Origin of the sequence: Acidovorax sp. Root267, from assembly GCF_001429215.1 — a bacterium.
In the GTDB taxonomy this organism is placed as follows: Bacteria; Pseudomonadota; Gammaproteobacteria; order Burkholderiales; family Burkholderiaceae_C; genus Acidovorax; species Acidovorax radicis.
Genome location: NZ_LMJC01000001.1, coordinates 414,783 through 427,071, shown reverse-complemented (window position 1 = coordinate 427,071; position 12,289 = coordinate 414,783). Strand labels below are relative to the sequence as shown.

Genomic DNA, 12,289 nt, shown 5'->3' with positions numbered 1-12,289 from the left:
AAAAAACTCCTGGCTTCGCTGTAGCGTGCAACGCCGCGCCTGTTCAGAGGCCGGGGTCAAACACCTCAAAGCGGTTGCGGCCACCGTACTTGGCGCGGTACAGGGCTGCATCGGCTGCCTGCACCAGTGTGTCAGACCCGGCCTCCGGGCGTGGAACCACGCTCGCAATGCCCATGCTGAACGTGATGATGGGCGCCGTGGGGGAGCGGGGGTGCGCCAGGGCGGCGTTCCGCAGGTTGTCCATGCAGCGCTGCGCCACGGTCACAGCCTCGGGCAGGGGCACGTCGGGCAGCAGGAAAACGAATTCCTCGCCGCCATAACGCGCGGCCACTTCATCCGCGCGCCGGATGGTGGCTTGCAGGAGCTGGGCCACGCGGCGCAGGCATTCGTCTCCGGCCAGGTGGCCATAGTGGTCGTTGTAGAGCTTGAAGTGGTCGATGTCGATCAGGATCACGGCCAGCGGCAGGCCGTGCCTGCCACAGCGCATCCATTCCGTGGCCAGCCGGTCGTCAAAACGGCGCCGGTTGCCGATGCCGGTGACGCCGTCGGTGGTGGACAGCAGCGCCAGCTTGGCGTTGGCCGCCGCCAGCTCCTGCTCCTTGCGCACCAGCTGGGTCACGTCGGTGCGCACACCGGCAATGCCACCCTGGGGCGTGCGCCTTTCGTCGGCCTGCACCCAGCGGCCTTCCGGCAGGCGCTGCAGCACGGCGTGGATGGCAGCACGGTGGTCGGCGATGCGCTGGGCCACCCAGACTTCTTCGTTGCCAACGGCATCAGGGTACTGGCCGCGCTCGGCGCCGTAGCGGGCAATCTGCTCGAAGGTGCTGCCCGGCACGATCATGGGGGCCGAGATGGGATACAGCCGCCGGTACTGCGCGTTGCAAACCACCAGCCGGTCGTCGGCGTCGAACAGCGCAAACCCCTCGGGCAGCGATTCCACGGCATCCTGCAGCAGTTGCCGTGCCTGCTGGGCGGCATCCTGCGCCGCTTCCAGTGCCTGGCGCTGCTCGATGAGGTCGGTGATGTCCAGGCGCACGGCCACCACGTAGTTCTCGGGGGTGCGGGTTTCGTAGATGTTGATCCAGCGCCCGTCGGCCAGCCGCTGCACCAGCGTGGAGGTGCGGCTGCCGTGCTCCGACAGGCGCTCAGCAATCCAGGCCTCCTCGCGGCCGTTGGCAGAGGGGACCAGGCCCCGCTCCACCGAATGCCGCAGGATGTCGGCAAAGCTCTTGCCCAGGTGCTCCGCGTAGTTCATGTGCGGGTACATGCGCGAGAGCTGCTGGTTGTAGAGCACCAGCCGGTCCTGCTCGTCAAAGATTTCGATGCTGACGGGCAGGGCCTCCACGGCGCGTTCCAGCAGTTGCCGGATGTGCTGGCTCTCCTGGCGGGCTGCCTCCACTTTCTGGCGTTGCTCAATGAGGTCGCTGATGTCCAGCCGCACCACCACGGTCATGCCCGATGGGGTGCGGCTTTCGTGCATATGCATCCACGCGCCGTTGGGGTAGTGGCGCACCTCAGGCCCGGGCCGGTGGCCCCGGATGGCCAGCTCGTGGGCCAGCCACAGCTCTTCCTGGCCGAGCGCCTCTTCGGGAATGCCGTGCTTCAGGCCTTCGCGCAGCAGTTCTTCATAGGTCTTGCCCAGCGATGTCTGCACGGGCAGGTGCGGGCGCAGGGTCGCCATGAAGTTGTTGCACAGCACCAGCCGGTCGTTCTCGTCATAGATGTCGAGGCCGGCGGGCATCGCGTCCACCGCCTCGCGCAGCTGGCGTTCTGCACGTTCGGCGTCGTCCAGCGCCTGTTTCAGCGCACGCTGCTTGTGAACGACATCGGTGATGTCCGTGCGCAGCACCACCACACCGCCGCCATCGAGCGTGCGCTCGGTCAGCTGCATCCAGCGGTCGCCCCGTACCTCCTGCACTTCGGGGCCGGACGGAGAGCGGTGGCGTTGCATGCGGCCCGCCAGCCAGGTCTCCAGATCCTGCTGTGCATCGCGGATCTCGCCGGAGGCGGCGGCGCGGCGCAGCACGTCTTCAAACCGCGTTCCGTAGTCCACGGCCATCGCGATGCCCGGGGCCACCTCGCGGTAGCGCGTGTTGCACAGCACCAGCCGATCGTCTGCGTCGTAGATGGCCAGGCCATCGGGCAGGATATCGAGCGTGGCGGACAGCTGTGTGGTGGCCTGGTGGGCGGCCGCCTGCCAGCGCTGTGCACGCCGCGCAAGGCGCCAGTGCAGGCAGGCGATGGTCCCCAGCCCCAGCCCGGCGGCCACCAGCGCAGCGCGCACGGGCCCTTCAAGGACATGGCTTGCCAGCGCCCAGGCCAGCAGGGCCAGCCCGCCCATACCGCACACCCCACACACGGCCACCACCTGCAGAGCCAGGGGGGTTTCGCGCGGAGGGGCAGGCGGCATGGTTGTGGGGTCCCAGGTTGGCGGTCGCAAGTCTTTCTTGGGGCTGCAGCGGCCTCTCCAGTTTGCACCATGCAGGTGCAAACTTCGGGCGGATCGGTCAGACCTTGAACAGGTTCGCAGAAAGTCTAGCAGTGCCATCCGGTTTGCGGTACCCGCAAATGCGGCAGTCCCTCAAAACCCCTAGACTGCGGTTCCGTCCTTTTCACCCTGGAGAAACCGATGCTCACTGAAGACCTCGATTCCGATGCCCGCGCCCTGGTGCCTGGCCGCACGACCGACGCGGGCGCCACCCGCCGCACTGCCTTGCAGACCGCGTTGGGCCTGGGCTATGCAGCGGCGGCCGCGCCCATCATGGCGCAGACGGCCATCGCCACCCCCAGCGATGGCCTCACCGCCGGCGAAGTGAGCTTTACGGTCAATGGCTTCAAGGTGCCCGCCTACCGGGCAGCACCTGCGGGCAAGACCGGCCTGCCCGTGGTGCTGGTGATCCAGGAGATCTTTGGCGTGCACGAATACATTGCCGACACCTGCCGCCGCTTTGCCAAGGCGGGTTACCTGGCCATCGCGCCGCAGTTGTATGCGCGCCAGGGCGATGCCACGCAATACACCGACATTGCCAAGCTCATGGCTGAAGTCGTCTCCAAGGTGCCCGACGCCCAGGTGATGGCCGACCTGGACGGCGCGGTGCAGTGGGCCGCCGCCAATGGTGGCGATGCCGCGCGCATGGGCATCACCGGCTTTTGCTGGGGCGGGCGCATCACCTGGCTGTATGCGGCGCATGGCCCAGTGAAGGCGGGCGTGGCCTGGTATGGCCGACTGGTGGGGCAGGCCAGCGAGCTGACGCCCAAGCACCCTGTGGACATCGCCCCCATCCTCAAGGCCCCCGTGCTGGGCCTGTATGGTGAAAAAGACACCGGCATCCCCCTTGACACGGTTGATAAGATGAAAGCTGCCCTGGCCAGTGGCTCGCCGCAGGCCAAGGCATCGGAATTTGTGGTGTACCCCGACGCCCCCCATGCCTTCCATGCCGACTACCGGCCCAGCTACCGCAAGGAAGCCGCCGAAGACGGGTGGAAGCGGGCGCTGGCCTGGTTCAAGACGCACGGCGTGGTCTAGGCCAGACACAGGGAGTCACTGGCACCTGCAGCCGCCCCCCTCGGGGGGCGGCTTTTTTAATCTCGCGTCCGGGGCGTGGGATTTGAACGAAAATAGGCCCTAGGGCTTATCTATAAAGCGTAAGAAGCTATGACTTTGGTAGCAATCATCCTGGCCACGCTGGCTGCGGGCATTGGCAGCGTCTGGCTGGCCGCACTGCTGATGCGGCTGGGGCTGGGCGGGCGTGCCGACAGCGTGGGGCCCCAGCACCTGCTGAGCCTGGCGGCGGGCGCCCTGCTGGCCACGGCCTTCATGCACCTGCTGCCCGAGGCGTTCGAGAGCCAGGCGGGTGCGCACGACCTGTTTGCCACCTTGCTGGTGGGCGTGGTGTTTTTCTTCCTGCTCGACAAGGCGGAGCTGTGGCACCACGGGCATGAGCACAGCCACCCCGAACCCGCCAGGCAAGACCATGACCACGGCCATGCGCATTCCCACGAAGGCCAGGGCCACGCGCACCACCACCATGCCCCCCGCGCAGGGGGCTGGGCCGTGCTCACCGGCGACAGCGTGCATTGTTTTGGCGACGGCATCCTGATCGCCTCGGCCTTCATGGCCGACATCCGCCTGGGCGTGATAGCTGCCGTGTCGGTGCTGGCGCACGAGGTCCCGCACCACATGGGCGACCTGGTGGTGCTGCGCCAGACCAGCCCCAACCGGCGCATGGCGCTGGTCAAGGTGTCGCTGGCGGGTGCGGTCACGGCGCTGGGCGGCGTGGTGGGCTACTTCCTGGTGGGGCAGCTGCAAGACCTGCTGCCTTACTTCCTGGCCGTGGCGTCCAGCAGCTTTGTCTATGTGGCGCTGGCCGACCTGATCCCCCAGCTGCAAAAGCGCCTGACGGCGCGTGAAACCATTGCACAGATTGCCTGGCTGGTTGCGGGCATGGTCATCGTGACGCTGGTGAGCGGGGCGGCGCACGGGCACTGAAGCGTGCTACCGGTTCGATAGCTGCCAGTGCTTGATGGATAAGCGCTGGAGGCCAAAAAAGACCTCAGATATCTAGCGCGCCAGTTCTTCCCGCACGGCCGCCACCTGCCGCCGCGACACCGCCAGCAGCTCGGTCGATCCCTGCAGCCGCACGGCCCAGCCTTCGCCTTCCTCGGGGTCGTAGTGTTTTTCCAGCGCGCGCACGGCGCGGCGGGCTACCAGCGCGTTGCGGTGGATGCGCAGGAAGCGGGGGGCGAACTTGGTCTCGATCTCGCTGAGCGAGCCGTCCATGATGTAGCTGCGCGTGGCGGTCCGCACGGTCACGTACTTTTGCTCGGCCTTGAAGTACAGCACCTCGGCCAGGGGCAGGCGCTCGGTGCGGCCCCGGTCCTGGATCAGCAGGGTTTCGCCCTCGGGCACGCTGGGGGCCTGGGTGGGCGCGGGGGGGCGGGTGCTGCGCTGCACCTTGGCCAGTGCCTGCTGCAGGCGTTCGCGGCGCACGGGCTTGGTCAGGTAGTCGGTGGCGTCCAGTTCGAACGCGCTCACGGCATGGTCGGCGTGGGCTGTCACAAACACCACGGCCGGGGGCTGGGGCAGGGTCTGCAGCGTGTGGGCCAGGGCCAGGCCGTCCTGGCCGGGCATGTGGATGTCGAGCAGCACCAGGTCAAAACCCCGCCCGCCCGTGGGCCCGAGCAGGGCCATGGTTTCGCCGGCATTGGCGGCCTCGGCCACCGTCATGCGCTGGGCAGGCTGTGCCTGGGCGCAATCGGCCAGCAGGGTGCGCAGGCGGCTGCGGGCCAGGGCTTCGTCGTCAACGATCAGGATGTTCATGGTCTCTCAAGGGGCTGTTGTTGTTGTCGTCGGTGTTGTCCACCATGCGGCGCTGGAACGGCGCCACGCGGCTGCCGTTGCGGCTGCCGGCATTGCGGCGGGTGGACGGTGAGGTGCTGCGCCCACCGCGGGTGCGGGGCTGGGGTTCGGGGGCGGGCAGGGTGATGCGCACCTGGTACAGGCCGTCCTGCATGCCGGCGGTGAATTCGCCCTGCACGTCGTGCAGCAACGCCAGCCGCGCCCGCACGTTGGCCAGCGCAATGCCGTGGCCCCGGGGCGCCGTGTCTTCGCCATGTCCGTTGCCGTTCTTGCCCTCCTTGGGGGGCAGCGTGTTGGTGATGCGCACCACCACACGGTTGCCGCGCAGCTCGGTCAGCACCCGCAGCTTGCCGCCGCGCGGGCTGGGTTCCACGCCATGTTTGACGGCGTTCTCCACCAGAGGCTGCAGCAGCAGCGGGGGCAGGCGGGCGCTGTCGGTGCGGGGGTCCAGATTCCACTGCACCTGCAGGCGTTTTCCAAAGCGCACCTCTTCGATGCCCAGGTAGCGGCGCGCGAGCGTGATTTCTTCTGCCAGTGTGGTCGACTCGCCCTGCTCGATGAGGGCCACGCGGAACAGGTCGGAGAGGTCTTCCAGCAGCGATTCGGCCTTGGCCGGTTCTTCACGCACCAGGGCAATGGCGCTGTTGAGGGTATTGAACAAAAAGTGGGGGCGGATGCGCGATTGCAGCTCGGTCAGGCGTGCCGTGGTGGCTGCGGGCGTGCGGCCCCGTGCGCGCAGCACCAGCGCGGCCACCAGCATGGCGGCCAGCAATGCGCCCGTGGCGGCGCTGGCAAGCCAGGGCGGCGATGCGGGTTGGGCCACCAGCGCCAGCATGCCGCAGGCATAGGCCCCCGCCAGCGCGCCCAGCAGCACACCCGCCACGTATTGCTGCACGGTGGTCAGGCGCTGCAGCACGGTCTTGAGGCTGCAGGCCGTGACCAGCCACAGCAGCGTGGCGGGCAGCGCGCCGCCTGTCAGCAGCGCCAGGGTGGCCAGCCATGCCACGGGGTTGCCTGCCCCGAACATCGCGCCCACACCCACCACCAGCTCCACGAACAGCACGGCCCGCAGCACCACGCCGACCTGGCAGGCATCGAACACCAGCGCCCGACCGCGCGGCGGCTGGCCGCCCGGCCCTGCGCCAGCGGCGGCCCGCACGCTGCGCGCAGGCCCTTCTGGAAGGGCAGAATCCGGCAGCGGTGGCTGGGTCGATAAAATTTGCGTGTTTTGCATTGCGGCGCCCGGGTTGTCCGGGTGTCTGAACCTCCGGATTATTGCCCTCCTATGTCCAAAGCCCAAGCCACCAGCGCCACGCCGTCTGCGCCGTCCCACAACCAGCTCGACACCAAGGCACAGGCCTGGTCGGCGCTGTTTTCCGAGCCCATGAGCGACCTGGTCAAGCGCTACACCTCCAGCGTGTTCTTCGACAAGCGCCTGTGGCAGGCTGACATTGCGGGCAGCCTGGCGCACGCCGAGATGCTGGCGGCGCAGGGCATCATCGGCGCTGAAGACCACGCTTCCATCCAGCGCGGCATGGCGCAGATCACGCAAGAGATCGAGTCCGGCGCGTTCGAATGGAAGCTCGACCTGGAAGACGTGCACCTGAACATCGAGGCGCGCCTGACGCAGCTGGTGGGCGACGCCGGCAAGCGCCTGCACACCGGCCGCAGCCGCAACGACCAGGTGGCCACCGACGTGCGCCTGTGGCTGCGCGGCGAGATCGACCTGATCGGCGACCTGCTCAAGGAGCTGCAGGTTTCGCTGGTCGATGTGGCCGAACAGAACGTCGAGGTGATCCTGCCGGGCTTCACCCACCTGCAGGTGGCCCAGCCGGTGAGCTTCGGCCACCACATGCTGGCCTATGTGGAAATGTTCGCGCGCGACGCCGAGCGCATGGCCGATGTGCGCCGCCGCACCAACGTGTTGCCGCTGGGCAGCGCGGCCCTGGCCGGCACCACCTACCCGCTGGACCGCGAGCGCGTGGCCAGGACGTTGGGCATGGTCGATGCCAACGGCTTGCCCATGGTCTGCCAGAACAGCCTGGACGCCGTGAGCGACCGCGACTTCGCCATCGAATTCACCGCCGCCGCCAGCCTGTGCATGGTGCACGTGAGCCGCCTGAGCGAGGAGCTCATCATCTGGATGAGCCAGAACTTCGGCTTCATCAAGATCGCCGACCGCTTCACCACCGGCAGCTCGATCATGCCGCAGAAGAAGAACCCCGACGTGCCCGAACTGGCGCGCGGCAAGACCGGCCGCGTGGTCGGCCACCTGATGGGCCTCATCACGCTGATGAAGGGCCAGCCCCTGGCCTACAACAAGGACAACCAGGAAGACAAGGAGCCGTTGTTCGATACCGTGGACACGCTCAAGGACACGCTGCGCATCTTTGCCGAGATGGTCGGCGGCCAGCCCAACCCCGCCACGGGCAGGAAGGAGGGCGGCATCACCGTCAACGCGCCCGCGATGGAGCAGGCCGCACTCAAGGGCTATGCCACCGCCACGGACCTGGCCGACTACCTGGTCAAGAAGGGCCTGCCTTTCCGCGATGCGCACGAAACCGTGGCCCACGCCGTGAAGGCGGCCACCACCCATGCGTGTGACCTGTCGGAGTTGCCGCTGGCCGTGCTGCAGGGCTTCCACCCGCAGATCGAGAAGGATGTGTACGAGTGCCTGAGCCTGCGCGGCTCGCTCAACGCGCGCAACACGCTGGGCGGCACCGCGCCCGTGCAGGTGCGTGCCCAGCTGGCACGCCATCGCACGCGGCTGGCCTGAAGGGCGGCGACATTCCCCTGTGGCGCGGCGGCCGCTGGCCTGAACCGTGCTTGGTGCATGAATGCGCCCCGCAACAGCCCGATTTGAATAGACCGGAGTTCTTCCATGACGACGACGACCCGCCGCAGCCTGCTGTCCCGACTTCTGCGCGCCAGCGCCTTTCTGGGGGCAGCGCTCACGGTGGGGCTCGCGGCTGCGCAGACGCACAAGCCCATCCGCCTGCTGGTGGGCTTTCCGCCGGGCGGCGGCTCGGACGCCATTGCGCGCACCTTGTCCGAGAAGCTCAAGGACGAACTGGGCGTGCCGGTGGTGGTGGAAAACCGCCCCGGTGCGGGGGGACAGATCGCGGCCCAGGCGCTCAAGGCCTCGGTGCCCGATGGCACCACGCTGTTCATCACGCACGACCACACCATCTCCATCCTGCCCCAGGTGGTGAAGAACCCCGGCTACGACCCGGTGCGCGACTTCGTGCCCGTGGGCGGTTTTGCCACTTTCGTGAATGCGTTTGCCGTCTCGGGTGGCACGCCAGCCAAGTCGTTCGGCGACTACGTCAACTGGGTGCGGACGGCGGGCCGGGGCAAGGGGGCCGTGGGCATCCCGGCACCGGCCTCCACCCCCGAATTCCTGGTCAAGCTGATCGGGCAGAAGTACCAGATCGACCTGGTGTCCGCCCCCTACCGGGGCAGCGCGCCCATGATGGCCGACATGCTGGGCAACCAGATCGGCGCGGGTGTGGCGTCGGTGCAGGATTTCATCGAGAACCACAAGGCGGGAAAGGTGCGCGTGGTGGGCGTCCTGGGCACCAAGCGCCAGGCCGCCATGCCCGATGTGCCCACGTTTGACGAAATGGGCCTCAAGGGCTTTGAAGACCTGCCGTATTACGGCATCTACGCCCCCACCGGCACGCCGCAGAAGTTCATCACCGAGTTTTCGATTGCCCTGTCCAAGGTGGTGGCCATGCCCGAGGTGCGTGAGCACCTGACGGCCATGGGCCTCACGGTGGGCTACATGACACCGCAGCAACTGGCCACCCGCCAGACCGCCTACACCGACGCCTGGACGCGGATCATCAAGACCAGTGGTTTTGTGGCGCAGTAGTTAGTCCGGGGACCGGCCTGCGTGGTCATGCGGGCGAATGCCGCTGTGTCCTTCGGCCCCTGCAAACCTTCGATTTTCACGAGTTCAAGTAAAAATAGCCGCTAGCGCTTATCAGTAAAACGCAGGCAGCTATTTTATTTGTAGCAAATGCCGGGGATGCACCATGGGCCTCCCGGCACCGCTGCGGTCAGAGCATGGTCTCGCGCTGCTGCTCGGCGCGCGACGCGCCAATCGCGGTTTCCACGTTCTTGACCTCTTCGGGCGGGGGCAGCACCGCAGGCAGGCCCAGCGCCTCGATGGCCAGCTCGCGGCACCAGCCCTTGGTGTGGTACAGGTGGTGGTCTTCGTCTTTCTCCACCGCCTGGTGGGCTGCCTTCAACGTCTGGCCCACGTCGCCCGTGGCGACCTCGGCGACCTTGCCCAGCAACTCCCAGTTGGCGTGGTCCTTGGTCTCGGCGTGCACCACGCATTCGCAGGCCACCAATTGGGCGGCGGCGGGGTTGCCTCCCTGTTTGGCCAGCAACATGGCCTTGACCAGGGATTCGCCGATGTGCTTGACCACCGCCCGGCTGGGCGACTGCGCATCCGGGTCCAGACCCAGGGTGTCGCACAGGCTGCGCACCACATCCTGGTGGGTCAGGGTTTCTTCCAGATAGCCTTCCCACTCCTTCTTGAGATCGGGGTTCACCGCGCACGTGAGCGCAGTGCGGTACACCTGCTCGCCGCCGAGTTCGGTTTCCATCATCTGGAGCACAAGATCATCGAGCTGGTGGCTGTCATAGTGGGCTTTGGGCATGGTTTCTCCTTGGGTGGTGGGGTTGGGAACGGGGTGGGTGCGTCATGCGAGGGTGCGGACCTTGGGTTCGCGCTCCCACTGCCGGGTCTGTGCGGCGGCGATGAAGCCCTGCGCGTCGGCGGGGTCCACCACGCCAGCGTCGGGCTCGATGCCACCGGCTTGCAGGATGGCTTGCGTGCCCTTGCAGGCGGCAATCGCCTTGAGGTGGCCGAACGCATCGCGGAACCAGTCCACGGCGGCGGCCTCCTTGGCCAGCTGTGCGCCCATGTCGGGCGACAGCACCGAGGCCACGGCGTCAAACACGACCGATGGCGTGCCTTGCAGCTGGCCGTCGGCGGGCAGCAGGGTGCCGTCTTTCAGCACCGCTCCGCCCACCTTGGGGGCCACGATCTTCACCGTGCCTCCGGCCTTTTCCACGGCCTTGCGCAGGTTGGCCACCGTGTTGCCGTTGGAGCCATCGGCCACCAGGATGCCGATGCAGCGCCCCTGTAGCGTGGGCTTCATGCGGTCGATGATGCGCAGCGCGGGCGACGGGGGCAGGTCCTGCACCGGCTCGGCGGCGGGCGGGGCGGGGGGCAGCGCCTGCAGGCCCAGGCCGTCGGCCACACGCTGGGCCAGTTCGGGGTCTACATGCTGCAGGTGGCCGACCACCGCCTCGCGCACATGCGGCGTGCCCACCTTGGACAGCTCAAACACCAGCGCCGACGCCATGTGCGCCTGCTCCAGCGGGCTCTGGCTGCGAAAGAACATGCGCGCCTGGCTGTAGTGGTCGGCAAAACTCTCGGGGCGCACTCGGCCCTTCACCCCGTCATCGGCCTGCGCGAAATGGCGGAACCCTTGTGCTTGTGAGGCACGCGGCGTGTCACCCTGCAGGCTGCTGGGCTCGTAGGCAACGCGGCCCTTGGGCACCTGCATCTGCATGTGGCCGTCGCGCTGCATGTTGTGGAACGGGCACTTGGGCGCATTGATCGGGATCTGCGTGAAGTTGGGCCCGCCCAGGCGCGACAGCTGCGTGTCCAGGTACGAGAACAGTCGGCCTTGCAGCAGCGGGTCGTTGCTGAAGTCGATGCCCGGTGGCACGTTGGCGGGGCAAAACGCCACCTGCTCGGTTTCGGCAAAGAAGTTGTCGGGCCAGCGGTTGAGCACCATGCGGCCGATGGGCTGCAGGGGCACCAGTTCTTCGGGAATGAGCTTGGTGGGGTCCAGGTGGTCGAAGGGGAAGCGCTCGGCGTCCTCCTCGGTGAACAGTTGCACCGACAGCTCCCATTCCGGGAAGTCGCCCCCCTCGATGGCTTCGAACAGGTCGCGCCGGTGGAAGTCGTTGTCCGCCGCCTGCAGCTTCACGGCTTCGTCCCACACCGTGGACTGGATGCCCAGCTTGGGGCGCCAGTGGAACTTCACGAAGGTGCTGTCGCCCGCGGCATTCAGGAGCCGGAAACTGTGCACGCCAAAGCCTTCCATCATGCGCAGGCTGCGCGGGATGGTGCGGTCGCTCATGGCCCACATGACCATGTGCATGGTTTCGGGCATCAGCGAGACGAAGTCCCAGAAGGTGTCGTGTGCGCTGGCCGCCTGGGGGAACGCGCGGTCGGGCTCCATCTTCACGGCGTGCACCAGGTCGGGAAACTTCATCGCGTCCTGGATGAAGAACACCGGGATGTTGTTGCCCACCAGATCCCAGTTGCCTTCGGTCGTGTAGAGCTTCACGGCAAAGCCGCGCACATCGCGCGGCGTGTCCACCGATCCCGCGCCGCCTGCCACGGTCGAAAAGCGCGTGAACACAGGCGTCTGCACGCCCACTTCCGTCAGCACCTTGGCCGTGGTGTGGTCCTTGAGCGAATGCGTGAGTTCAAAAAAACCGTGGGCTGCCGAGCCGCGTGCATGCACGATGCGCTCCGGGATGCGCTCGTGGTCAAAGTGCGTGATCTTCTCGCGCAGGATGAAGTCTTCCAGCAGCGCGGGGCCGCGTGGCGACGGGCGCAGGGAGTTCTGGTTGTCCGCCACCGGAATGCCCTGCTGCGTGGTCAGCACCGGGTGCTTGCCACCAGCCTGTTGCTGCAGCTCGCCAGCGTTGCCGCGAAAGGTGTCGGACTGGGTGGAAGAGGGCAGTGCGGACGGCGATTTTTTTGCCGCGCCGCGCGAAGTGGGGGTTCGGGCCATGGGCGCTCCTGGGGGTTCTGGGTAATGAAACAAGACCAGCCAACATCGTTGGACCCCCGTGCCTTGTGGGGAGTAGGACACAGCCCCATCCGCGCGTCGT

At 67.3% G+C, this 12,289-nt stretch carries 9 protein-coding genes; 4 read left to right on the top strand and 5 right to left on the bottom strand.

Annotation, left to right across the window (positions count from 1 at the left end):
• Positions 1–43: 43 nt before the first annotated feature.
• Complete coding sequence (locus ASE39_RS01820) at positions 44–2,410, bottom strand: GGDEF domain-containing protein (protein ID WP_010463596.1); 2,367 nt, start codon at positions 2,408–2,410, stop codon at positions 44–46.
• A 219-nt stretch (positions 2,411–2,629) separates the two neighbouring features.
• Between ASE39_RS01820 and ASE39_RS01815 the strand changes: the two genes are divergently transcribed.
• On the top strand, positions 2,630–3,526 hold the full coding sequence (locus ASE39_RS01815) for a dienelactone hydrolase family protein (RefSeq protein ID WP_010463598.1): 897 nt from the start codon (positions 2,630–2,632) through the stop codon (positions 3,524–3,526).
• Between the two features lie 129 nt (positions 3,527–3,655).
• Positions 3,656–4,489 (top strand): ZIP family metal transporter, encoded by an 834-nt coding sequence (locus ASE39_RS01810; RefSeq protein ID WP_057270001.1) that lies wholly within the window; start codon positions 3,656–3,658, stop codon positions 4,487–4,489.
• A 72-nt stretch (positions 4,490–4,561) separates the two neighbouring features.
• Here the strand turns inward: ASE39_RS01810 and ASE39_RS01805 are convergent, their stop codons facing one another.
• Positions 4,562–5,320, bottom strand: coding sequence for a LytTR family DNA-binding domain-containing protein (locus ASE39_RS01805; RefSeq protein WP_010463601.1), 759 nt, complete (start codon positions 5,318–5,320; stop codon positions 4,562–4,564).
• Positions 5,301–6,593 (bottom strand): histidine kinase, encoded by a 1,293-nt coding sequence (locus tag ASE39_RS01800; protein WP_010463603.1) that lies wholly within the window; start codon positions 6,591–6,593, stop codon positions 5,301–5,303. Before ASE39_RS01800 ends, ASE39_RS01805 begins: the two co-directional genes overlap by 20 nt.
• 51 nt (positions 6,594–6,644) lie before the next feature.
• On the opposite strand from ASE39_RS01800, the gene argH reads away from it, so the two are divergent.
• Positions 6,645–8,135, top strand: coding sequence for an argininosuccinate lyase (gene argH, locus ASE39_RS01795; RefSeq protein ID WP_057270000.1), 1,491 nt, complete (start codon positions 6,645–6,647; stop codon positions 8,133–8,135).
• A gap of 105 nt (positions 8,136–8,240) precedes the next feature.
• Positions 8,241–9,233 carry a Bug family tripartite tricarboxylate transporter substrate binding protein gene (locus ASE39_RS01790; protein ID WP_057269999.1) on the top strand — a complete coding sequence of 331 codons (993 nt, stop codon included), beginning with the start codon at positions 8,241–8,243 and terminating at the stop codon, positions 9,231–9,233.
• Positions 9,234–9,420: 187 nt separating this feature from the next.
• On the opposite strand, the gene ASE39_RS01785 is transcribed toward ASE39_RS01790, so the two are convergent.
• Both ASE39_RS01785 and ASE39_RS01780 read right to left on the bottom strand, forming a co-directional pair.
• On the bottom strand, positions 9,421–10,029 hold the full coding sequence (locus ASE39_RS01785; protein ID WP_057226678.1) for a hypothetical protein: 609 nt from the start codon (positions 10,027–10,029) through the stop codon (positions 9,421–9,423).
• Between the two features lie 42 nt (positions 10,030–10,071).
• Entirely contained in the window at positions 10,072–12,189 is a 2,118-nt protein-coding gene (locus ASE39_RS01780) for a catalase (protein ID WP_057269998.1), read from the bottom strand.
• Positions 12,190–12,289: the final 100 nt, after the last annotated feature.